The sequence below is a fragment of the Streptomyces sp. M2CJ-2 genome (genome assembly GCF_016757295.1).
Classification (GTDB): domain Bacteria; phylum Actinomycetota; class Actinomycetes; order Streptomycetales; family Streptomycetaceae; genus Streptomyces.
In genome coordinates this window covers 51,147-73,698 of sequence record NZ_JAESIF010000013.1, presented here as the reverse complement: position 1 = coordinate 73,698, position 22,552 = coordinate 51,147, and the positions used below count along the sequence as shown (strand labels likewise).

General features: G+C 71.5%; 17 protein-coding genes. 15 read left to right on the top strand and 2 right to left on the bottom strand.

Going from position 1 to position 22,552, the window contains the following annotated elements; translation table 11 throughout:
• Position 1: 1 nt before the first annotated feature.
• Together JL475_RS13405 and JL475_RS13400 are read left to right on the top strand one after the other, a co-directional pair.
• Positions 2–1,558 (top strand): CYTH and CHAD domain-containing protein, encoded by a 1,557-nt coding sequence (locus JL475_RS13405; RefSeq protein WP_202277815.1) that lies wholly within the window; start codon positions 2–4, stop codon positions 1,556–1,558.
• A 76-nt stretch (positions 1,559–1,634) separates the two neighbouring features.
• Positions 1,635–3,584 carry a TIGR03960 family B12-binding radical SAM protein gene (locus JL475_RS13400; RefSeq protein WP_202277814.1) on the top strand — a complete coding sequence of 650 codons (1,950 nt, stop codon included), beginning with the start codon at positions 1,635–1,637 and terminating at the stop codon, positions 3,582–3,584.
• Positions 3,585–3,712: 128 nt separating this feature from the next.
• On the opposite strand, the gene JL475_RS13395 is transcribed toward JL475_RS13400, so the two are convergent.
• The gene (locus JL475_RS13395; protein ID WP_202277813.1) at positions 3,713–4,651 is read right to left on the bottom strand and encodes an ion transporter; all 939 of its coding nucleotides are present in this window, start codon (positions 4,649–4,651) and stop codon (positions 3,713–3,715) included.
• A gap of 179 nt (positions 4,652–4,830) precedes the next feature.
• On the opposite strand from JL475_RS13395, the gene JL475_RS13390 reads away from it, so the two are divergent.
• The 8 genes from JL475_RS13390 to rfbC all read left to right on the top strand — a co-directional run bounded on the left by JL475_RS13390 (position 4,831) and on the right by rfbC (position 17,111).
• Positions 4,831–5,952: a hypothetical protein gene (locus tag JL475_RS13390; protein ID WP_202277812.1), complete on the top strand. Its 1,122-nt coding sequence runs from the start codon at positions 4,831–4,833 to the stop codon at positions 5,950–5,952.
• Between the two features lie 6 nt (positions 5,953–5,958).
• On the top strand, positions 5,959–6,777 hold the full coding sequence (locus JL475_RS13385; RefSeq protein ID WP_202277864.1) for a TIGR03936 family radical SAM-associated protein: 819 nt from the start codon (positions 5,959–5,961) through the stop codon (positions 6,775–6,777).
• A 261-nt stretch (positions 6,778–7,038) separates the two neighbouring features.
• On the top strand, positions 7,039–11,232 hold the full coding sequence (locus tag JL475_RS13380) for an Rne/Rng family ribonuclease (protein ID WP_202277811.1): 4,194 nt from the start codon (positions 7,039–7,041) through the stop codon (positions 11,230–11,232).
• Positions 11,233–11,446: 214 nt separating this feature from the next.
• Complete coding sequence (locus tag JL475_RS13375) at positions 11,447–12,514, top strand: glucose-1-phosphate thymidylyltransferase (protein WP_202277810.1); 1,068 nt, start codon at positions 11,447–11,449, stop codon at positions 12,512–12,514.
• Positions 12,511–13,533, top strand: a complete 1,023-nt coding sequence (rfbB, locus tag JL475_RS13370) for a dTDP-glucose 4,6-dehydratase (RefSeq protein WP_202277809.1) — start codon at positions 12,511–12,513, stop codon at positions 13,531–13,533. The genes JL475_RS13375 and rfbB overlap by 4 nt, the downstream gene beginning before the upstream one ends.
• A gap of 73 nt (positions 13,534–13,606) precedes the next feature.
• The gene (gene rfbD, locus JL475_RS13365) at positions 13,607–14,530 is read left to right on the top strand and encodes a dTDP-4-dehydrorhamnose reductase (protein WP_202277808.1); all 924 of its coding nucleotides are present in this window, start codon (positions 13,607–13,609) and stop codon (positions 14,528–14,530) included.
• Complete coding sequence (locus JL475_RS13360) at positions 14,527–16,506, top strand: glycosyltransferase family 2 protein (RefSeq protein WP_202277807.1); 1,980 nt, start codon at positions 14,527–14,529, stop codon at positions 16,504–16,506. Before rfbD ends, JL475_RS13360 begins: the two co-directional genes overlap by 4 nt.
• Before the next feature lie 11 nt (positions 16,507–16,517).
• On the top strand, positions 16,518–17,111 hold the full coding sequence (gene rfbC / locus JL475_RS13355; RefSeq protein WP_202277806.1) for a dTDP-4-dehydrorhamnose 3,5-epimerase: 594 nt from the start codon (positions 16,518–16,520) through the stop codon (positions 17,109–17,111).
• A 267-nt stretch (positions 17,112–17,378) separates the two neighbouring features.
• On the opposite strand, the gene JL475_RS13350 is transcribed toward rfbC, so the two are convergent.
• Positions 17,379–17,792, bottom strand: a complete 414-nt coding sequence (locus tag JL475_RS13350; RefSeq protein WP_202277805.1) for a Fur family transcriptional regulator — start codon at positions 17,790–17,792, stop codon at positions 17,379–17,381.
• Between the two features lie 192 nt (positions 17,793–17,984).
• Here JL475_RS13350 and JL475_RS13345 point away from each other — a divergent pair, with 192 nt between their 5' ends.
• The 5 genes from JL475_RS13345 (at position 17,985) to obgE (ending at position 22,355) form a co-directional block, all read left to right on the top strand.
• Complete coding sequence (locus tag JL475_RS13345; RefSeq protein WP_109379081.1) at positions 17,985–19,448, top strand: catalase; 1,464 nt, start codon at positions 17,985–17,987, stop codon at positions 19,446–19,448.
• A 145-nt stretch (positions 19,449–19,593) separates the two neighbouring features.
• Positions 19,594–19,980, top strand: a complete 387-nt coding sequence (locus tag JL475_RS13340; protein WP_202277804.1) for an ankyrin repeat domain-containing protein — start codon at positions 19,594–19,596, stop codon at positions 19,978–19,980.
• Between the two features lie 231 nt (positions 19,981–20,211).
• Complete coding sequence (gene rplU / locus JL475_RS13335; RefSeq protein WP_202277803.1) at positions 20,212–20,532, top strand: 50S ribosomal protein L21; 321 nt, start codon at positions 20,212–20,214, stop codon at positions 20,530–20,532.
• Between the two features lie 14 nt (positions 20,533–20,546).
• On the top strand, positions 20,547–20,801 hold the full coding sequence (gene rpmA / locus JL475_RS13330) for a 50S ribosomal protein L27 (RefSeq protein WP_057615924.1): 255 nt from the start codon (positions 20,547–20,549) through the stop codon (positions 20,799–20,801).
• Between the two features lie 117 nt (positions 20,802–20,918).
• Positions 20,919–22,355 (top strand): GTPase ObgE, encoded by a 1,437-nt coding sequence (obgE, locus tag JL475_RS13325; RefSeq protein WP_202277802.1) that lies wholly within the window; start codon positions 20,919–20,921, stop codon positions 22,353–22,355.
• Positions 22,356–22,552 lie beyond the last annotated feature (197 nt).

Genomic DNA, 22,552 nt, shown 5'->3' with positions numbered 1-22,552 from the left:
CATGGCGGACACCACACGCGAAATCGAGCGAAAGTACGAGTCCGGCGACAGTGGACTCCCCGACCTGACCGGCGTCCCCGGCGTGGCGTCCATCGCCGACCAGGGCGTCGTCCACCTCGACGCCACCTACTACGACACCGCAGACCACCGCCTCGCCGCCGCCTCCCTCACCCTGCGCCGCCGCACCGGCGGCGCCGACGCCGGCTGGCACCTGAAGTTCCCCGTCGCCCCCGGAGTGCGCGACGAGATCCAGGCCCCGCTCTCCGACACCGTCCCGGAGGACCTCGCCCGGCTCGTCCGCTCCCGCGTCCGCGGCACCGCACTGAGCCCCGTGGTCCGGCTGCGCTCCGACCGCGACGTACGCCACCTCCTCGACGCCACCGGCCGGCTCCTCGCCGAGGTCAGCGTCGACACCGTGCACGCCGAACGCCTCACCGGCGACGGCACCGCCCGGTGGACCGAGATCGAGGTCGAACTCGCCGACGACGGCGACCCCGCCTTCCTCGACAAGGTCGACGAACGGCTCCGCGAGGCGGGCCTGCGCCCCTCGAAGGCGCCCTCCAAACTCGCCCGGGCCCTCGCCGAGACGGCACCCCCCACGCACACGCCCGAGGCCGCCCCCGCACCCGCGGCCGCCCCGGCCGCGGCACCGAAGCGCAAGCATCGCAGCCGCCCGGTGGGCACACCCGTCACAGCCGGCGACCACGTCCTCGCCTACGTCCGCGCCCAGCGGGACGCCCTCGTCGAACTCGACCCCGCCGTACGCCAGGACGTGCCCGACTCCGTGCACCGCATGCGCGTCGCCACCCGCCGCCTGCGCAGCACCTTCCGCTCCTTCCGCAGCGTCCTCGACCGGAAGACCACCGACCCCGTCGGCGTCGACCTGAAATGGCTGGCCGGAGAGCTCGGCCTGGACCGCGACCAGGAAGTCCTCGCCGAGCGCCTCATCACGGCCCTGGACGACCTGCCCGACCCCCTCGTCCACGGGCCCGTACGCGACAGGCTGACCACCTGGTCCGAGACCGGCCACCGCGGAGCCCACGGCAAGGTCACCGGAGTCCTCGACTCCCGCCGCTACCTCACCCTGCTCGACACCCTCGACGCCCTGCTGGCCGACCCGCCCCTGCGCAAGAAGGCCGCGGCCGGCCCGGACAAGGTGCTCGCCAAGGCCGTGGGCAAGGACCTCGACAAACTCTCCGGCCTCGTCACCCGGGCCCTGGACCTCCCGCCCGGCCACGAACGCGACCTCGCCCTGCACGAGGCCCGCAAGAAGACCAAGCGCACCCGCTACGCCGCCGAGACCGCCGTCCCGGCTCTCGACGACCCCGCCAAGGACCTGGTCAAGAGCATGAAGTCCCTCCAGGGCCTGCTCGGCGACCACCAGGACAGCGTCATGGCCCGCAAGACACTGCGCGAACTCGCCGCCGTCGCCCACGCGGCGGGGGAGAGCGACTTCACGTACGGGGTGCTGTACGGACGTGAGGAACGGCGCGCGGAGATCACCGAGAACGCCCTCCCGGAAACCTGGAAGCCGATCAGAAAATCCGCCGCCTTCTGAAGCGGTTAGGCTGGATGGTCACCCGCCCCCAGCCTCCGGCCGGGGGAGCCCCCGCCAGCACACGAAGGTTCCCGAGATGCCTGCCGAAGCCGCCGTGGCCGCCGAGTCTGTGTTCCCGCAGCTCGAAGCGCTGCTCCCGCATGTGCAGAAGCCGATCCAGTACGTCGGCGGAGAGCTCAACTCCACGGTCAAGCCTTGGGACAGCTGCGATGTCCGCTGGGCCCTCATGTACCCCGACGCGTACGAGGTCGGACTGCCCAACCAGGGCGTCATGATCCTCTACGAGGTGCTCAACGAGCAGGACGGCGTCCTCGCCGAGCGCACCTACAGCGTCTGGCCGGACCTGGAGGAACTGATGCGGGAGCACGCCGTCCCGCAGTTCACGGTCGACAGCCACCGCCCGGTCAAGGCCTTCGACGTGTTCGGCCTGAGCTTCTCCACGGAGCTCGGCTACACCAACATGCTCACCGCCCTGGACCTGTCCGGCATCCCGCTCGAGGCCAAGGACCGCGGCCTCGACGACCCGATCGTCGTGGCCGGCGGCCACGCCGCCTTCAACCCCGAGCCGATCGCCGACTTCATCGACTGCGCCGTCATCGGCGACGGCGAGCAGGCCGTCCTGGAGATCACCCGGATCATCCGCGCCTGGAAGGAGGAGGGCCGCCCCGGCGGCCGCGAGGAACTCCTCCACCGCCTGGCCCGGACCGGCGGCGTGTACGTCCCCGCCTTCTACGACGTCGAGTACCTCCCCGACGGCCGGATCGCCCGCGTGGTACCGAACAAGTCGGGCGTCCCGTGGCGCGTCTCCAAGCACACGGTGATGGACCTCGACGAGTGGCCCTACCCCAAGCAGCCCCTCGTCCCGCTCGCCGAGACGGTCCACGAGCGCATGTCGGTGGAGATCTTCCGCGGCTGCACCCGCGGCTGCCGCTTCTGCCAGGCCGGCATGATCACCCGCCCGGTGCGCGAGCGCTCCATCACCGGCATCGGCGACATGGTCGAGAAGGGCCTGAAGGCCACCGGCTTCGAAGAGGTCGGCCTGCTCTCCCTCTCCTCCGCCGACCACTCGGAGATCGGCGACATCGCCAAGGGCCTCGCCGACCGCTACGAAGAGGACAAGATCGGCCTCTCCCTCCCCTCCACCCGCGTCGACGCCTTCAACGTCGACCTGGCCAACGAACTGACCCGCAACGGCCGCCGCTCCGGCCTGACCTTCGCCCCCGAGGGCGGCTCGGAGCGCATGCGCAAGGTCATCAACAAGATGGTCTCCGAGGACGACCTGATCAGGACCGTCGCCACGGCCTACGGCAACGGCTGGCGCCAGGTCAAGCTCTACTTCATGTGCGGCCTGCCCACCGAGACCGACGACGACGTCCTCCAGATCGCCGACATGGCGATGAACGTCATCCAGAAGGGCCGCGAGGTCTCCGGCTCGGGCGACATCCGCTGCACCGTCTCCATCGGCGGTTTCGTCCCCAAGCCGCACACCCCCTTCCAGTGGGCACCGCAGCTGTCGGCCGAGGAGACGGACGCCCGCCTGACCAAGCTGCGCGACAAGATCCGCGGCGACAAGAAGTACGGCCGCTCCATCGGCTTCCGCTACCACGACGGCAAGCCCGGCATCGTCGAAGGCCTCCTCTCCCGCGGCGACCGCCGCGTCGGCGCGGTCATCCGCGCGGTCTACGAGGACGGCGGCCGCTTCGACGGCTGGCGCGAGCACTTCTCCTACGACCGCTGGACGGCCTGCGCCGACAAGGCCCTGGCGCAGTACGGCGTGGACGTCGACTGGTACACCACCCGCGAACGCTCCTACGAGGAGGTCCTCCCCTGGGACCACCTCGACTCCGGTCTCGACAAGGACTGGCTCTGGGAGGACTGGCAGGACGCCCTCGACGAGACAGAGGTCGAGGACTGCCGCTGGACCCCCTGCTTCGACTGCGGGGTGTGCCCCCAGATGGACACCAGTATTCAGATCGGACCGACCGGTAAGAAGCTTCTTCCCCTGACGGTGAAGAACACGGCCTGACCGTGCGGCACACAGCGCCCGCTCCCGGCGGTGCGTCGTCCTGAGCCGTCGTTTTGGGACGTTCGGTGGGCCCACTCCGGAACACGGAGTGGGCCCACCGGCGTTCGCGGCCTGCGACGGGTGCGGTGTCACGACCGGGCCGTGTCGGGGGTGGGGGCTTGCTCGGGTTGGCGGGGCGGGAGGACGGCTTCCAGGTCGTCCAGGGCCCTTCTGGCGATGGCGATGCGGGTGCGCAGGTCCACGGCGGGGTCCACGGCGGGGTCCACGGCGGGGTCCGGGGCGGGGGCCGAGGGCGCTTCGAGGGCGGGGGAGTGTTCGCGTTCCAGTTCGCGGGCCTCCTCCAGGGAGCTGATGACGACTCCGATGAGGACGTTGACCAGGACGAACGAGGCGAGCAGTACGTAGGAGGCGTAGTAGAGGATGCTCCAGCGGGAGATCTCCAGGCCGGCGTGGACGGCGTCACCGAGGCCGTCCAGGGTCATCAGCAGGAAGAGGGTGAGGACGGCGCGGCCGATGGAGCCGAACTGGCCGGGGTCCGCCTCGCTGAAGAAGACCCAGCCGACCATGGCGTAGAGGTAGAGCAGGAGCGCGCCCACCAGGAGGAAGCTGACGGTGCCCGGCAGGCTGCGGGCCACCGCGACGAAGACGATCCGCAGCTGGGGGAGGAAGCGGGCGGTGCGCAGGACGCGGGCGAGGCGCAGCAGCCGCAGGACGGTGGTGTTCTCACGGACCAGGGGCAGGAACGCGCAGGCGACGACGGCCAGGTCGAAGAGGTTCCAGGGGTCGCGGAAGAAGTCGCGGGGACGGTCCGCGTGGGCGCAGGCGCGCAGGGCTATCTCGACGGTGAAGGCGGCGAGGCAGAGGTGTTCGGCGAGGCGTAACCCGTGGTGCCAGTCCCTGGAGAGTCCGCTGTAGGTCTCGGCTCCCAGCAGGGCCGCGTTGGTGAGGATCAGGGTGAAGACGGTGAGGGCGAACCAGCGGGCTTCGGTGACGGCACGGGCTCCCTCCGCCAGGGTGTGGCGGAGGGGCCGGGGCGTGGCGCCCGTGGGGGCAGGGTGGTCGTTCATATCGTGCTGTATCTGCTCCTTCGTGCCGCGCGCCATGCCCGCGGCGCGGACGGGCCGGCGGGTTCGCGCGGCGGTGACACTCCAGAGCTGATTTCTACAGCATTGTAGATTCACGGGTGCTCGCGCGGGCGGGGCGGTGCCGGTGCATCCGAACGGCCTGCCGGGGCGTCCTCCCTTGCATGGATCTGGAGAAGCAGGACGCCGGGAGACCGGCACCGCCCGCACACCCGTCTTCGCCGCGGCAGCCGGAGGCGGCGGGTGAGGGGTGTCTGGTCGTGGCGGTCCGCCTGCCGGTGCGGATCTTCGTGTTCCTCGTGGTCCTGCCGGTGCGGATGGTGTGGGACGGGTGTGTCGCCGCCGCGCGGTGGCTGGACCGTGCCGTGTTCCGGCCGCTCGGGCGGGCGCTGTGGTGGGTGGGGCGAGCGGTGTTCGTGTGGCCGCTGGTGGGGCTGTGGCGATATGGCCTCGTGCCGCTCGGCAAGGCGCTCGCCCGGCTCGGGAACCTGGTGGTCGTCGTTCCCGCCGGGTGGCTGTACCGGTGTGTGCTCGTGCCGCTCGGGCACGCGCTGGTGTGGCTGTACGGGCGCGTGCTGACGCCCTTCGGGCACGGCGTGATGTGGGTGCTGCGCGGGATCGCGGCCGTGTCGGCCGCGATCGGGCTCGGGGTGTTCGCGGCCCTCGCCCGGCTCACGCGGTACTTGGTCGTCGTGCCCTGTGCGTGGCTGTACAGGTGGGTGCTCACACCCGTCGGACAGGCCGTCGCCTGGTGCGTGAAGGGGGTGGCACGGCTGGCGGGCATGCTCGTCACCGGTATCGGTACGGGGCTGTACTGGATCACCCGGATCCTGCTCGTGCTGCCCCTGCTCGCCGTGTGGCGCTGGGTTCTGGTGCCGGTCGGGCGGGTGCTCGCCGTCGTCGCGCGGGAGATCGGCGACGCCCTCGGGCATGCCTGGCGGGCCGCCGGGTACGTCTCGCTCGCGGTGGGGCGGTTCCTGGGCGCCTTGGTGCGGTGGATCGTCGTGGAGCCCGCGCGGTGGGTGTACGCGCGTGTGCTGGCACCGGTGGGGCGCGCGGTGCGGGACGCGGTGCTGCGGCCCGCCGCCGAGGCCGGGCGCGCCGTGGGAAGGGCCGTACGGCAGTCACTCGCCGCCGCCCGCGCGTCGGTGCGGCGGGCCCGTGCCGATGTCCGCCGGATGTTCCTCGGAGAACAGGGGGAGCCGGTGCTCGCGGACCGACGGGAACCTATCGGCGGTGAGACGCGTACTCTTGGTAGCAGCACAACCGCTCTCACGAAGGACTGAACGACACTGGGCAAGCGACAGCCCGAAGGCCCGCCGCCCGCACCCGCGGTACAGCGCATTCGACTGCGCTACACCAAGCGCGGCCGCCTCCGGTTCACCAGCCACCGTGACTTCCAGCGTGCCTTCGAGCGCGCGTTGCGCCGTGCCGAGGTGCCGATGGCGTACTCGGCGGGGTTCACGCCGCACCCGAAGGTGTCGTACGCCAATGCCGCACCCACCGGCACGGGCAGTGAGGCGGAGTACCTGGAGATCGCGCTCACCCAGGCGCGGGATCCGGAGCGGATCAGAGCCCTCCTCGACGAGTCGCTGCCCGCCGGGCTCGACATCATCGAGGCGGCCGAGGCCCGTACCCCGGGGCTCGCCGACCGGCTCACGGCCTCGGTGTGGGAGCTGCGGCTGGCCGGTGTCGACCGGGAGGAGGCCCGCCGAGCGGTGGACGCCTTCGACGCGGCCGGTACCGTCGAGGTGCAGCGCCGGACGAAGAACGGGATGCGTACGTTCGACACCCGTTCAGCGGTCGTGGCTCTGGAAAGCCTGGAAACGCCCCCTTCGTCGGCTGATAGGCCGACCGACCAGCCCTGTGCGATACTGCGGCTGGTTGTTCGGCACGTGACGCCTGCCGTTCGACCCGACGACGTCCTGTCCGGTCTCCGCGCCGTGGCCGATCTGGCGCCGCCGGTCCCCGCAGCGGTGACCAGGCTGGCGCAGGGGCTGCTCGATGAAGAGACCGGCACGGTGACCGACCCGCTCGCGCCCGACCGCGAGGCAGCAGCGACCGAGCCGCATCCGGCCGGTGCCACTGCCACCGCGACGGCGCCGGTGTAAGGAAGGTCCCGCGTAGGGACGGATGTCGTAGCGCCGCCCTCGTACCTCGGGAGCCACCTGGGTCGGGCAGCGCACCGACCACAAGACTTTCGCCAGGCCGTGCGCATTCGGTGTACGGAACCGGTGAGACAGGACACAGAGAGTTCCCGTGCGGCGCCCGCGCCCCGGACGGCGGCAACCGCGCTTCGCGCGAGCCGCGGACGTCACCGGCATCGCCGGACCGGGTGCGGCGCCCGGGAGCCTGACGGGAGAAACCCCCGCATGCTCGAACCGACCGAGCCCACAGAGGGCTCCGAACCGAACAGCCCCAGCGACACCCTGCCGCCGCGTCGACGGCGCCGTGCCGCGTCCCGTCCGGCCGGTCCGCCGACGGCGGGCACCGGCACAAAGGCCGAGACGGCCACGTCGGCCATACCGGCCACTGGGTTCCCTGAGTCTTCTGAGCCCGCCGAGCCGCTCGACGAGAACGACGAGCTCGCTGCCGAGGAGGGCACCGGGACCGAGGCCGCCGCGCAGCCGACGGCCGCCGGGGAGGAAGCACCGGCCGCCCCGGACACCGCCGCTCCGCCCCGGCGCCGTCGGGTGGTGCGCCGCTCGGCCTCGCCCGCCGGGGCACCGGTCTCGGCGGAGGCCGCCGAGACCGTCGTGCCGACGGCCGAGACCCCTGCCGCCCCGGCCGCTCCGGCTGCCGGGCCCGCCGTGGAGACAGCGGCGTCCGAGCCCGTCGGGGACGCCGCCCCGCCGCGTGCGCGCCGTCGTGCGACGCGCCGTGTGACCTCGCCGACGACCACCGCCACCGAGGCCCCCGAACCGGCGGAGAGCGCCGCGACCGCGACCGCGAGCACCGCACCGGCCGCCGATACGGCCGGCATCACCGACACCGACACCGCCGAGGACGCGGCTCCCCGCCGTACCCGGCGCCGTGCCTCGCGCAGCGTCTCCGCGCCCGCGACCGCCGAGGCCGCCGCCTCCCCCGCCGAGGAGGCGCAAGCTCCCGTGACCGAGCCCACCGGACAGACCGCGGCCTCCGGGACGACCGCCGAGCCCGCCGCGGACGACGCCGCTCCGCGCCGCCGTCGCCGTGCGGTCCGCAAGGCCGCCGCCGGGTTCGCCGAGCCCGCCCGGCCGGCCACCGGATCAGCCGCGACCGGGGCCGAGGCCGGGACGTCGAGGCGCCCCGCCCGTCCCGCCGTCGCCGTCTTCCAGGCTCCGGTGTTCGCCGAGCCCCAGTTCCAGACGCCGGAGCGGGCCGCCGCCGAAGCGGCCGCCGAGGCCGCCGGCACGCCGGAGCCCGAGCAGCCGGAGGAGACCGAGGAGCTCCCGGAGGAGCAGCCCGCCGCCTCGCGCCGCCGTCGTCGCCGTCGGGGCGCGGCGGACGAGACCGACACGGCCCCGGCCGCTGCCGCCGCCCGCGTCGAGGACGACGAGGAGCAGTCCGCCGACGACGCGGAGCACGCCGACGAGTCGGCGGAGGGCCCCTCCGACGACGACCACGACGAGAACGACGACCACGACGAGAGCGAAGGGGCCGGTTCCCGCCGGCGCCGTCGTCGCGGTGGCCGTCGCCGCAGGCGCGGCGAGTCCGCCGAGACGGACGCCGAGGGCGGCGAGTCCGGGGACGACACCGAGCGCACCGGCGCCGAGCACGACGCCGAGGACGGCGCGGACCAGTCCGCCGACGACGCGGAGCACGCCGACGAGTCGGTCGAGGACCGCGACGAGGCGGGCACCGAGGGCGGCTCCAGCAGCAGCCGGCGCCGTCGGCGCCGTCGTCGCCGGGCCGGGGACGGCGGCGGCGAGGCCGAGACCTCCACCGACGACCCCGAGCGCACCGTCGTCAAGGTCCGCGAACCGCGCAGGCCCGCCGAGCCGTCGGACGAGGTGCAGTCCATCAAGGGCTCCACCCGCCTGGAGGCGAAGAAGCAGCGCCGCAGGGAAGGCCGTGAGCAGGGCCGCCGGCGCGTCCCGATCATCACCGAGGCCGAGTTCCTGGCCCGCCGTGAGGCCGTCGAGCGCGTCATGGTGGTTCGGCAGTACGGCGACCGTACGCAGATCGGCGTCCTGGAGGACGGGGTGCTCGTCGAGCACTACGTCAACAAGGAGCAGGCGACCTCGTACGTCGGCAACGTGTACCTCGGCAAGGTGCAGAACGTGCTGCCGTCGATGGAGGCCGCGTTCATCGACATCGGCAAGGGCCGCAACGCCGTGCTCTACGCCGGTGAGGTGAACTTCGAGGCGCTGGGCATGGCCAACGGCCCGCGCCGGATCGAGGCCGCGCTGAAGTCGGGCCAGTCGGTCCTCGCCCAGGTGACGAAGGACCCGATCGGGCACAAGGGCGCTCGTCTGACCAGCCAGGTCTCCCTCCCGGGCCGCTACCTCGTGTACGTCCCCGAGGGTTCGATGACCGGCATCAGCCGCAAGCTGCCCGACACCGAGCGGGCCCGGCTGAAGACCATCCTCAAGAAGGTCGTCCCCGAGGACGCGGGTGTCATCGTGCGCACCGCCGCCGAGGGCGCGAGCGAGGACGAGCTGCGCCGTGACGTCGAGCGGCTGCAGGCGCAGTGGGAGGAGATCAAGAAGAAGTCCAAGAGCGGTGGCAGCTCGAGCGCGCCGTCGCTGCTGTACGGCGAGCCGGACATGACCGTCCGGGTCGTGCGGGACATCTTCAACGAGGACTTCTCCAAGGTCGTCGTCAGCGGCGACGAGGCGTGGGAGACCATCCACGGGTACGTCGCACACGTCGCGCCCGACCTGGCCGACCGGCTGCAGAAGTGGACCAGCGAGGTCGACGTCTTCGCCACGTACCGGATCGACGAGCAGCTCGCCAAGGCGCTCGACCGCAAGGTCTGGCTGCCCAGCGGCGGTTCGCTGGTCATCGACCGGACCGAGGCGATGGTCGTCATCGACGTCAACACCGGAAAGTTCACCGGTCAGGGCGGCAACCTCGAGGAGACGGTCACCAGGAACAACCTGGAGGCGGCCGAGGAGATCGTGCGCCAGCTGCGGCTGCGCGACCTCGGCGGCATCATCGTCATCGACTTCATCGACATGGTCCTGGAGTCCAACCGGGACCTGGTGCTGCGGCGCCTGCTGGAGTGCCTGGGCCGGGACCGTACGAAGCACCAGGTCGCCGAGGTGACCTCGCTGGGTCTGGTGCAGATGACCCGCAAGCGGGTCGGCCAGGGCCTGCTGGAGTCGTTCTCGGAGACCTGCGTCCACTGCAACGGGCGCGGTGTCATCGTCCACCTGGACCAGCCCACCTCCACCGGTGGCGGCGGCAAGCGCAGGAAGCGGGCGCGGGCCGGTGCCGGGGAGCACCTCCACGAGCACGAGGCCGACATGGTCCCGACGGCGGAGCAGGAGGCGGAAGCGGAGTCGGAGACGGCGGCCGAGGTCGCCGCCGAGGTCGCCGAGCCGGTCGCGCTTCCCGCCCCGGAGTACACGCCTGACGAGGAGCTGTACAGCAGCGCCGCCGAGGCGGAGGCCGCGGCCACACGCGGACGTACCCGCCGCCGGGTGAGCCGCCGGGCCTCGGCCCCGGCGGGTGCGCCGAGGCGCGAGCAGTCCCGGCGCGAGCCGGCTGCCGCCGCCGTGGCCGCCGATGGGTCCGGGCCCGACGGGTCCGGCGCGGAGGTGCCGACGGCTCAGGAGACGACGGTCGCCGAGGAGACCGCACGCCCGGTCCAGCCGGAGTCGGCCGCCGAGGCGCACGCCGTGCCGGCCGCCGCCGAGGACCCGACCGTCGAGGCGCCCGCCGCCGCGGCAGCGCCTGCCGAGGGCGCCGCTCCTCAGGGGCGTACGCGTCGCCGGGCCACCCGCAAGGTGTCCGCGCCGGCCAGTTCGCCGGCGGGTGCGCAGGCCGCGGTGGTGACCATCGCAGACACCGCAGCCACGGTGGACACAGCCCCTGCGGCGCCCGAGCAGACGCCGGAGCCGGTGGCCGACGAGTCCCCGGCCGAGCCGTCGCCCGAGGCGCTCGAGCCGGCGGCCGAAACCGCCGCCCCGCCCCGCCCGCGCCGCCGCGCGGTGCGCAAGCCCACCGTGTCCACCGCGTCCGAGGAGGCGGCCGTCGTGGTCGTCCCGTCGGCCCCGGCGGCGGAGACGGCCCCGGCGGACGAGGCGGCGACCGCCGAGGCAGCAGCGGCCGTCACCGCGACGGCGCCCGCCGAGGAAGCCGCCGACGAGACGGCTCCGGCCAAGAAGACCGCCCGCACGGCGGCCAAGAAGGCGACGGCGAAGAAGGCGGCCACGAAGAAGACGGCGGCCACCAAGGCCACCGCCAAGAAGACGACGGCCACGAAGACGACGGCCACGAAGAAGACGGCGGCCACCAAGGCCACCGCCAAGAAGACGACGGCCAAGAAGACGACGGCGAAGAAGGTGACGGCGAAGAAGACGGCGGCGGCCGAACAGCAGTCCCCCCCGTCCGTGTCGACCACCACCGACGGGGAGTGACGTCGAACCGTACGAGGAGCATGATCCGCCCCCGGCCTCGCCGGGGGCGGATCGCTTTTGCCCCGGCTCTCGGCTGTCGCACAGGAATCGGGTGCGTGAACAGCGGGTGAATCGAATTTCCTGAGGCAGGATTATGATGCTGCTCGAGATTCACGCCGATTTTGGACAAGTGGGGCTTTCCTCCCTGTGTGAGCGGAGTATGGGGGCGTAAGAAGTGAAGGCTCTCGTGCTTTCCGGGGGAGCGGGGACCCGTCTTCGTCCCATCACCCACACCTCGGCCAAGCAGTTGGTGCCCGTCGCCAACAAGCCTGTGCTCTTCTACGGACTGGAAGCGATCGCCGAAGCCGGGATCAGCGAGGTCGGGATCATCGTCGGCGACACCGCGGGCGAGATCCATGAGGCGGTGGGGTACGGCTCCCGATTCGGGATCGAGGTCACCTACATCCCCCAGGAGGCGCCCCTGGGGCTGGCGCACGCCGTGCTCATCGCCCAGGACTTCCTCGGTGACGACGACTTCGTCATGTACCTCGGCGACAACTTCATCGTCGGCGGCATCACCGGACTGGTGGAGGAGTTCCGGACGGAGCGGCCCGACGCGCAGATCCTGCTGACCAAGGTCTCCGACCCCACTTCCTTCGGCGTCGCCGAACTCGGCGGCGACGGTCGGGTGGTGGGTCTGGAGGAGAAGCCGAAGCAGCCGAAGAGCGATCTGGCTCTCGTCGGCGTCTACCTGTTCACCCCGGCCGTACACGAGGCGGTCCGCTCCATCGAGCCCTCCTGGCGCGGCGAGTTGGAGATCACGCACGCCATCCAGTGGCTGATCGACGAGAAGCGGGACGTCCGCTCCACCACGATCTCCGGGTACTGGAAGGACACCGGCGACGTCACCGACATGCTGGAGGTCAACCGGTCCGTCCTGGAGTCCCTGGAGCCGCACAACGCGGGCGTGGTGGACGAGGCCAGCGAGATCGTCGGCCGGGTGCGCATCGATGAGGGCGCGCGCGTCCACGGCAGCCGGATCGTCGGGCCCGCGGTCATCGGCGCGGGTACGGTGGTCAACGATGCGTACATCGGCCCTTTCACCTCGGTGTCCGAGGACTGCCGGATCGAGGACAGTGAAATCGAGTACTCCATCGTCCTGCGGGGCTCGTCCGTGGTCGGCGTGCGCCGGGTGGAGACCTCGCTCATCGGGCGCGACGTCGAGGTCACGCCCGCTCCCCGTAACCCCAAGGCCCACCGGCTCGTGCTCGGTGATCACAGCAAGGTGCAGATCTCCTCATGACGGCCCCTTCCTCCCACGCCTCCCCGGCCCGCCCGACCCGGATCCTGGTGACCGGTGGTGCCGGCTTCATCGGCTCGCACTACGTGCGTACGCTGCTCGGCCCCCAGGGCCCCGGTGACGTCGAGATCACCGTCCTGGACAAGCTGACGTACGCGGGCAACCCGGCCAACCTCGACGAGGTGCGCGCGCACCCGGGGTTCACCTTCGTGCAGGGAGACATCTGCGACCCGGATCCGGTCGGCAAGCTGATGGCCGAGCACGACCAGGTCGTGCACTTCGCCGCCGAGTCGCATGTCGACCGCTCCATCGACGGTGGCGCGGAGTTCGTCCGCACGAACGTGGTCGGCACCCACACGCTCGTCGACGCCGCGCACCGGGCCGGCGTCAGGACCTTCGTGCACATCTCCACCGACGAGGTCTACGGCTCGATCGACGAGGGCTCCTGGCCCGAGACCCACCCGCTGCAGCCCAACTCGCCCTACTCCTCGGCGAAGGCCTCCAGCGACCTGATCGCGCTGTCCTACCACCGCACCCACGGCCTGGACGTCCGTGTCACCCGCTGCTCCAACAACTACGGGCACCACCACTTCCCCGAGAAGGTCATCCCGCTCTTCGTCACCAACCTCCTCGACGGCAGGAAGGTCCCGCTGTACGGCGACGGCGGCAACGTCCGCGACTGGCTGCACATCGACGACCACGTCCAGGGCATCGAACTGGTCCGCACCAAGGGCCGCGCGGGCGAGGTCTACAACATCGGCGGCGGCACCGAACTCTCCAACAGGGAACTCACCGGGCTGCTGCTGGAGGCGTGCGGCGCCGACTGGGAGACCGGCGTCGAGTACGTCGAGGACCGCAAGGGCCACGACCGCCGCTACTCCGTCGACTGCACGAAGATCCGCGAAGAGCTGGGCTACGAGCCGCGCAAGGACTTCCGCGCGGGCCTTGCCGAAACCGTCCAGTGGTACAGGGACAACCGCGACTGGTGGGAGCCGCTGAAGGAGCGGGCGGCGCTGAGCTGACGCGCCTTCACCCCCCTGCGGGCCGGGGACCGCCCTCGTCCCGAGCCATCCGGCACAGAGGACGAGAAGAGGGATGAACCCGATGAAGGAACAGGCCGACGCTCCGGCCGGCTGGCTGGTCACCGGGGCGGGCGGCATGCTCGGCCAGGACGTGCTGGCCCGGCTGGCCGCGGCGGGTGCGCAGGCCACCGCCCTCGACCGGGAGGCGCTGGACCTCACGGACACCGACGCCGTACGGCGGACACTTCAGCGTCACCGGCCCGCCGTGGTCGTCAACTGCGCGGCCTGGACCGCCGTGGACGACGCCGAGACCCGCGAGGCCGAGGCGCTCGCGATCAACGGCGACGGCCCGGCCCACCTCGCCGACGCCTGCGCCCGTACCGGCGCCGTCCTGCTCCACGTCTCCACCGACTACGTCTTCGCCGGCGACGCCACCACGCCGTACGCCGAGGACGCCCCCACCGCCCCGCGCAGCGCCTACGGCCGCACCAAGCTCGCCGGCGAACAGGCCGTCCTGAAGACCCTCCCGGACAGCGGCTACGTCGTCCGCACCGCCTGGCTGTACGGCAAGGGCGGCCCCAACTTCGTCCGCACCATGATCGGACTGGAGGGCCGGCGCGAGACCCTGGACGTCGTGGACGACCAGCGCGGCCAGCCCACCTGGAGCGCCGACCTGGCCGGTCTGCTGCTCGAACTGGGGCGCGGAGCCCTGGCAGGCACCGCCCCGGCGGGCGTCTACCACGGCACCGGCTCCGGCGAGACCACCTGGTACGGCTTCACCCGGGAGATCTTCCGCCTGCTCGGCGCCGACCCGGACCGGGTCCGTCCCACCACCAGCGAGGCATTCGTCCGCCCCGCTCCCCGCCCGGCCTACAGCGTGCTCGGCCACGAGCGCTTCGCCGCCGCCGGCATCGAGCCGCTGCGCGACTGGCGCGCGGCCCTCACCGAGGCGTTCCCGGAGATCCACCAGGTCCACAAGAAGGAGAACCCGGCGTGACAGTCAAGGTCAGCGTCGTCATCGCGGTCCACAACCCGGGCAAGTACGTGGAGGACTGCATCACCGGCCTGCTGCGGCAGAGCCTCACCCCCGACGAGTTCGAGGTCCTCTTCGTCGACGACGGTTCCACCGACGAGACTCCCGACCGGCTGGACCGGCTGGCGGCCGAGCACCCCCACATCCACGTCATCCGCCAGGAGGCGTCCGGCTGGTCCGGCAGGCCCCGTAACACCGGCATCGACGCCGCCCGGGGCGAGTACGTCATGTTCGCCGACCACGACGACTGGCTCGGCGACGAGGCCCTGGAGCGGATGTACGACTACGGCAAGGCGAACGACGCCGACGTGGTCGTGGGGAAGATGGCGGGCATCGGCCGCCCGGTCCCGCAGGAGCTGTTCCGGGTGAACCGGCCGCGTGCGACGGTGGAGAACGCGCCGCTGATCGACAGCCTCACCCCGCACAAGATGTTCCGGCGGGAGTTCCTCGCCCAGCACGGCATGCGCTTCAAGGAGGGCCGCCGCCGGCTGGAGGACCACGTCTTCGTCGTCGAGGCCTATCTGCGGGCCGAGAGCGTCGCCGTCCTCGGCGACTACCCGTGCTATTACCACATCACCCGCGACGACGGCTCCAACGCCGGCTTCCAGCGCTTCGACCCGGTCGGCTACTTCAAGAACCTCCGTGAGGCCCTCGACGTGGTCGAGGAGCTCACCGAGCCCGGCCCGCTGCGCGACAGGCTGTTCAGCCGTTGGCTGCGCAACGAGATGGTCGAGCGGCTGCGCGGCGACCGGCTGCTCAGGCTCCCCGAGGACTACGCCGAGGAGCTGTACCGCGAGATCCGCGGTGTGATCACCGAGCGGTTCGGGCCGGGCGTGTTCGCCAGGGTCGCCCCCACGCAGCGGGTGGTGGCCGGACTGATCGCCGCCGACCACTACCAGGACGTCCGCGCCCTCGCCCACTGGGAGGCCGGGATCAGGCCCACCGGCACCCTGGACTCCCTGGACTGGGAGGACGGCGTCCTGAACATCGGATTCACCTCCGAGTACCAGGTCGACGGCGAGCCGATGACCTTCCGCCGGGAGGGCGGGCACGACCTGCTCGGCCTGCCGCTGTCCGACAAGGCGCTCGAGGCGCTGGCCGGCCAGGGCATCACTCTGGACGCCCCGGTCGACAAGAGCGACGTGGACCTGGTGGTCCGCCACCGGGAGAACGCCACGCAGTACTACCTCCCGGTCGAGTGCGCACCGCACCGCCCGGACGCGGGGGACGGCTCCTTCCGTCGGCGGATCACCGCGCGCGCCACCCTCGACCCGGAGACCGCGGCCGCGGGCAAGCCCCTGGACAAGGGCATCTGGGACCTGCACCTGCGCATCAAGTCCTGCGGCTGGAGCAAGGAGACCCGACTCGGCGCGGTACGCGGCAAGGAGGCGGAGGCCGGACGGCTGGCCGCGCTCACCGGTGAGCCGAGGCGGCTGGTCCTGCCGTACTGGACCGACGGGCCGGGCAACCTCTCCCTCGACGTCGATCAGCACACCAACAAGCTGGAGCGCGAGGCGGTGGCCCTGATGGACCCGGCCGAGGCCGTGGTCGACGGCTCCACCGTACGGCTCCCGTTGCCGCTGCACGTCGCGGCGGACGCCGGGGACCCGGTGCAGCTCCGCTTCGAGCGCAAGAACGTGGGCAAGTTCCCGGCCGACGCAGAGGTGTCCGGCCGCACCGTGAGCGCCACGCTGCCGTCGGAGAAGCTCACCGGAATGCGCTGGGCCGTCCGGATCGGCGTGCCGTCCGTCGGCCGCGGCGAGAGGAAGTGGACCCGGCTCCCGGTCGACGTGGTGGTCGCCGCCGACGGCACCGCCCGGGTGATCGACCGGCACACCCCGCCGGCCGCGCCGAAGAGGACCGCCCCGCCCCGTCCCCTGTGGCGCCGGGCCGCTGGGCACCTCAAGCGTTCACTGACGAACCGGCCGAAGAAGAACTGAGGACCCCTTTGATGCGACCCCTTTCCCTCTCCGGCGCCTGGGTGCACGAGCCGAAGATCTTCCCCGACGGCCGGGGCAGCTTCCACGAGTGGTTCAAGGCCCCGGTCTTCACCGAGGCGGCCGGCCACCCGCTCACGCTCGCCCAGGCCAACCTGTCCGTGTCCAACCGGGGCACCCTGCGCGGCATCCACTTCGCCGACGTGCCGCCCGGCCAGGCCAAGTACGTCAAGTGCGTGCGCGGCGCGGTCCTCGACGTGATCGTGGACATCCGGACCGGCTCGCCCACCTTCGGCCAGTGGGAGATCGTCCGCCTGGACGACCGGGACCATCACGCGGTCTACCTCTCCGAGGGCCTCGGCCACGGCTTCATGGCGCTCACCGAGGACGCCACCGTGATCTACCTCTGCTCCGAGGGATACGCACCCGAGCGCGAGCACGGCATCCACCCGCTCGACCCGGCGCTCGGCATCGACTGGCCCGAGGACCTCGAGCCGCTGCTCTCCGCGAAGGACGAGCAGGCACCCACCCTGGCCGAGGCCCGGGAGCAGGGTTTGCTGCCCTCCTACGAGGAGTGCGTGGCCTACCGGGAGAGCCTCGGCGGCTGAACCGGCGGGCCGGGCCCGCCCCGGCCGGTTCGGCCCGCGCAGGAACCGGACCGGTCACCGCCGTCGTCCGGGCCACCGCCGGCAGTACACGGCGATCGACCGGAGGCTTTCGCGAGGCGGACCCCACTTCCCCGGCGGGAGGGCGGGTCCGCTTTCGCGTGTCGACCGGGAAACGACCATGAAACGCGCGCATGTCCCCGAGGGCGTGGGCGTCATCGTGCGCATCCCCGCCGAGGGCGCGAGGCCGACGCGATGACTGCTGCGGTGTCAGGCCGTGCAGTCCGGACAGGTTCCGCGGTAGGTCAGCTCGACGTCGGAGACCGCGTACCCGAAGCGTTCCGACTCCGGAAGGTCGGAGAGGGGGTTGCCCGCCGGGTGCACGTCGCGGATGGTGCCGCAGCGGTCGCAGAGCAGGTGGTGATGGCGCCGGTGCGCGTTCGGGTCGTAGCGCGTGGCGCGGTGGTCGGTCGAGACCTCGACGAGTTCGCCCAGTGCCACCAGTTCGCCCAGGGTGTTGTAGACCGTCGCCCGGGAGATCTCGGGCAGCCGCTCCACCGCGCGCGCGTGCACCTCGTCGGCGGTCAGATGGATGTGGTCCCCGCCGAGAACCTCGGCCACGACGCGTCGCTGCGCGGTCAGGCGCCAGCCGCGTTCCCGAAGCCTCTTCAAGAGATCACTCATGTACGTCACCCTAACCAGCGATTGATCCCATCTCAAGAACAGATATGGTTCTGAATGTCGCCTTGACTTAGACCATGTCTAACATAGGGTGGGTCCTGATGCGGGCTGCGGAGCAGTTCGCGCGGACACTCGGACGGCCAGGACCGTCAGGCCTTGACCCCCCGCGAAGAACCACACACCGAGGAGCGAGCTTTGACCGAGAACAACCAGAAGCCGTTGACCACGGCTGCCGGCGCGCCGGTTGCCGACAACCAGAACTCCCTGACGGCCGGTCCGCGCGGTCCGATGCTCCTGCAGGACGTGTGGTTCCTGGAGAAGCTCGCACACTTCGACCGCGAGGTCATCCCGGAGCGCCGGATGCACGCCAAGGGTTCGGGCGCGTTCGGCACCTTCACGGTGACCCACGACATCACGCAGTACACGAGCGCGAAGATCTTCTCCGAGATCGGCAAGAAGACCGAGATGTTCGCCCGGTTCTCCACCGTCGCCGGTGAGCGCGGTGCGGCCGACGCCGAGCGCGACATCCGCGGCTTCGCCCTGAAGTTCTACACGGACGAGGGCAACTGGGACCTGGTCGGGAACAACACCCCGGTCTTCTTCTTCCGCGACCCGCTGAGGTTCCCGGACCTCAACCGCGCGGTGAAGCGCGACCCGCGCACCAACCTCCGCGACGCCGAGAACAACTGGGACTTCTGGACCAACCTCCCCGAGGCCCTGCACCAGGTCACGATCGTGATGTCCGACCGTGGCATTCCCGCCTCGTACCGGCACATGCACGGCTTCGGTTCGCACACCTACAGCCTGATCAACGCCGAGGGCGAGCGGTTCTGGGTCAAGTTCCACCACCGCACCCAGCAGGGCATCAAGAACCTGACCGACGCCGAGGCCGAGGCCCTGGTCGGCAAGGACCGCGAGTCCCACCAGCGCGACCTCTACGAGGCGATCGAGAACGGCGACTTCCCGAAGTGGAAGCTGTTCATCCAGGTCATGCCGGAGGCCGACGCGGAGAACTACCGCTTCCACCCCTTCGACCTCACCAAGGTCTGGTCGAAGAAGGACTACCCGCTGATCGAGGTCGGCGAGTGGGAGCTCAACCGCAACCCCGCGAACTACTTCGCGGACGTCGAGCAGGCCGCCTTCACCCCGGCGAACGTGGTTCCGGGCATCAGCTACTCGCCCGACAGGATGCTGCAGGGCCGCCTCTTCTCCTACGGCGACGCCCAGCGCTACCGCCTCGGTGTGAACCACCACCAGATCCCGGTCAACGCCGCGAAGAACCCGGTGAACACCTACCACCGCGACGGCGCCATGCGGGTCGACGGCAACCAGGGCTCCACCCCGGGCATCGAGCCCAACTCCTACGGCCGCTGGGCCGACCAGCCGGCCTACCGCGAGCCGAGCCTGGCCGTGGGCGCCGTCGCCGACCGGTTCAACTTCCGTGAGGACGACGACAACTACTTCGAGCAGCCCGGGAACCTGTTCCGCCTGATGAGCCCCGAGCAGCAGAAGGTTCTCTTCGAGAACACGGCGCGCGCCATCAACGGCGCCTCGGAGCAGACCGTCGAGCGGCACATCGCCAACTGCACCCAGGCCGACCCGGCCTACGGCGAGGGCGTCCGCAAGGCGATCGAGGCGCTGGCCGCCGGCAACCTCTGAGCCTCGCCGCTCGAGGGAACCGCGGTACATGCCGCACCGCGCCCGGGCGCGGGCCACTCGGTGGCCCGCGCCCGGGCGCGCGCCGTCACCGTCCGGCGTCCTCGCGGACATGACCGGCACCACCACGTGACCAGGAGGGATTCACATGAGCAGGGGTGGTCTGACTCCTGAACAGACGGAACGCGTCGTGGCCATCGCCATGGACCTGGCCCGGAAGGGCGACACCGGGGAACTGGCGGGGTTCGTGGAGCACGGGCTGCCGGTCGACGTGACCGACGAAGCCGGCAACACCCTGCTGATGCTCGCCGCCTACCACGGCCACGCCGACACCGTGCGGGCTCTGCTCCGGCTCGGCGCCGACCCCGACCTGCGCAACGCCCGGGACCAGGCACCCATCGCCGGCGCCCTGTTCAAGGGCGCGGACGAGGTGGTCGAGGTGCTGCGGGAGGCCGGTGCGGATCTGGACTCCGGCACGCCGACCGCGCGGGTCGCGGCGGCCATGTTCGGGCGCGCCCACCTGCTCGCGAGCTGATCCACCGGGCGGGGCCGCCCCCGCCCGGCACGGTGTCCACCGATCGACCGGGCCCGGTTTGACCGGTCGGGGCACGTCCCCGTAACCTTGACCGTCGGCGTGTCCATCGGGACGCCACATCCCCGTAAACCTCTTCCTCCCGGGCGCGGGTCGGCTCGGGAGAGGTTGCCCGTGTGTCTGTCGGGCGGCTGGCCTGCGGGGTGCCGTTCATCGAGTGAGAGAGAGATCCGCGTGTACGCCATCGTGCGCAGCGGTGGTCGCCAGCACAAGGTTGCTGTCGGCGACATCGTTGAGGTTGACAAGATTTCCACCGCCAAGGTCGGCGACACGGTCGAGCTCTCGACCCTGCTCCTCGTCGACGGCGACGCCGTGACCAGCGACCCGTGGGTGCTGGCCGGTGTCAAGGTCCAGGCCGAGGTCGTGGACCACCACAAGGGCCAGAAGATCGACATTCTGCGCTACAAGAACAAGACCGGCTACCGCCGTCGTCAGGGCCACCGCCAGCAGTACACGGCGATCAAGGTCACTGAGATCCCCACGGCTGCGAAGTAAGGGACTGAGGAGAGATGGCACACAAGAAGGGCGCATCGTCCACCCGGAACGGTCGCGACTCCAATGCCCAGCGGCTCGGCGTGAAGCGCTTCGGCGGTCAGGTCGTCAACGCGGGTGAGATCCTCGTCCGCCAGCGCGGCACCCACTTCCACCCCGGCGCCGGCGTCGGCCGTGGCGGTGACGACACGCTGTTCGCCCTGGAGGCCGGTTCGGTGCAGTTCGGCACCAGCCGCGGCCGCAAGGTCGTGAACATCGTTCCGGTCGCCTGATCGGAAGCTTTCGCGAGGCGGACCTCACTTCCCTGGCGGGAAGGCGGGTCCGCCTTTCGCGTGTTGACCCAGGAAACACGTACCCACGTACACCCCACTGTCTCTGGAGGCACCCCCATGACCACCTTCGTGGACCGCGTCGAGCTGCATGTCGCCGCGGGTAACGGAGGCCACGGCTGTGCCTCCGTCCACCGTGAGAAGTTCAAGCCGCTGGGCGGACCGGACGGCGGGAACGGCGGGCGGGGCGGCGATGTCGTCCTGACCGTCGACCAGTCCGTGACCACGCTCCTCGAGTACCACCACTCCCCGCACCGCAAGGCCACCAACGGCAAGCCCGGCGAGGGCGGCCACCGCAGCGGCAAGGACGGCCAGGACCTGGTCCTGCCGGTGCCGGACGGGACCGTCGTCCTCGACAAGGCGGGCAACGTGCTCGCCGACCTGGTCGGGAACGGGACCTCGTACGTCGCCGCCCAGGGCGGCCGGGGCGGGCTCGGGAACGCCGCCCTCGCCTCCGCGCGGCGCAAGGCGCCCGGATTCGCGCTGCTCGGTGTGCCGGGGGACCTGCAGGACATCGTCCTGGAGCTGAAGACCGTCGCCGACGTGGCGCTGGTCGGCTATCCGAGCGCGGGGAAGTCCTCGCTGATCTCCGTGCTCTCCGCGGCCAAGCCCAAGATCGCCGACTATCCGTTCACCACCCTCGTGCCCAACCTGGGCGTCGTCACCGCCGGGTCGACCGTCTACACCATCGCCGACGTGCCGGGGCTGATCCCGGGCGCCAGCCAGGGCAAGGGCCTGGGGCTCGAGTTCCTGCGGCACGTGGAGCGGTGCAGCGTGCTCGTGCACGTGCTGGACACCGCGACGCTGGAGTCGGACCGCGACCCCGTCTCCGACCTCGACATCATCGAGGAGGAACTGCGGCAGTACGGCGGCCTCGACGACCGTCCTCGCATCGTCGTCCTCAACAAGACCGACGTGCCGGACGGCAAGGACCTCGCCGAGATGGTCCGACCCGACCTGGAGGCGCGCGGCTACCGCGTCTTCGAGGTGTCCGCCGTAGCCCACCTCGGGCTGCGGGAACTGTCGTTCGCGCTCGCCGAGTCGGTGGCCCGGGCGCGGGCCGCCAGGCCGCAGGAGGAGGCGACCCGCATCGTCATCCGGCCCAAGGCCGTGGACGACTCCGGGTTCACCGTCACCCGCGAGGACGACGGGCTGTTCCGGGTACGCGGCGAGAAGCCCGAACGCTGGGTCCGCCAGACCGACTTCAACAACGACGAGGCCGTCGGCTACCTCGCCGACCGGCTCAACCGGGTCGGTGTGGAGGACGCGTTGGTGAAGGCCGGCGCCCGGTCCGGCGACGGGGTCGCCATCGGCCCCGAGGACAACGCGGTCGTCTTCGACTGGGAGCCGACGGTGACCGCCGGTGCGGAGATGCTCGGCCGGCGCGGCGAGGACCACCGCTTCGAGGCGCCCCGCCCGGCTGTCCAGCGACGCCGCGAGCGGCAGGCCGAACGGGACGAGTCCGAGCAGGAGTACGACGACTTCAAGCCGTTCTAGGCCGGCCCCGGGCCGGACGGGCCCCAGGACCCGTCGTGCGGAGCGTGCCGGGTTCGCGGCACGCTCCTGACGGATCACGGCGACCGGACCGGGTGGCCGGTGCCGCGGCCCCGTCGTCCGCCGCTCACCTTCAGGACCCGCCCGGGCAACGCGGTGTTCCCGCGCCGGGGCGGGTTTTCCGTCGCCTTTCTTGTTGT

What these genes read in the sequence shown, in the direction of transcription:
- JL475_RS13340 (WP_202277804.1), top strand. Translation starts at nt 19,594, where the DNA reads ATGAGCAGGGGTGGTCTGACTCCTGAACAGACGGAACGCGTCGTGGCC.
- rfbC (WP_202277806.1), top strand. Translation starts at nt 16,518, where the DNA reads ATGCGACCCCTTTCCCTCTCCGGCGCCTGGGTGCACGAGCCGAAGATC.
- rpmA (WP_057615924.1), top strand. Translation starts at nt 20,547, where the DNA reads ATGGCACACAAGAAGGGCGCATCGTCCACCCGGAACGGTCGCGACTCC.
- JL475_RS13400 (WP_202277814.1), top strand. Translation starts at nt 1,635, where the DNA reads ATGCCTGCCGAAGCCGCCGTGGCCGCCGAGTCTGTGTTCCCGCAGCTC.
- rfbD (WP_202277808.1), top strand. Translation starts at nt 13,607, where the DNA reads ATGAACCCGATGAAGGAACAGGCCGACGCTCCGGCCGGCTGGCTGGTC.
- JL475_RS13405 (WP_202277815.1), top strand. Translation starts at nt 2, where the DNA reads ATGGCGGACACCACACGCGAAATCGAGCGAAAGTACGAGTCCGGCGAC.
- JL475_RS13395 (WP_202277813.1), bottom strand. Translation starts at nt 4,651, where the DNA reads ATGAACGACCACCCTGCCCCCACGGGCGCCACGCCCCGGCCCCTCCGC.
- JL475_RS13350 (WP_202277805.1), bottom strand. Translation starts at nt 17,792, where the DNA reads ATGAGTGATCTCTTGAAGAGGCTTCGGGAACGCGGCTGGCGCCTGACC.
- JL475_RS13380 (WP_202277811.1), top strand. Translation starts at nt 7,039, where the DNA reads ATGCTCGAACCGACCGAGCCCACAGAGGGCTCCGAACCGAACAGCCCC.
- obgE (WP_202277802.1), top strand. Translation starts at nt 20,919, where the DNA reads ATGACCACCTTCGTGGACCGCGTCGAGCTGCATGTCGCCGCGGGTAAC.
- rfbB (WP_202277809.1), top strand. Translation starts at nt 12,511, where the DNA reads ATGACGGCCCCTTCCTCCCACGCCTCCCCGGCCCGCCCGACCCGGATC.
- JL475_RS13390 (WP_202277812.1), top strand. Translation starts at nt 4,831, where the DNA reads ATGGATCTGGAGAAGCAGGACGCCGGGAGACCGGCACCGCCCGCACAC.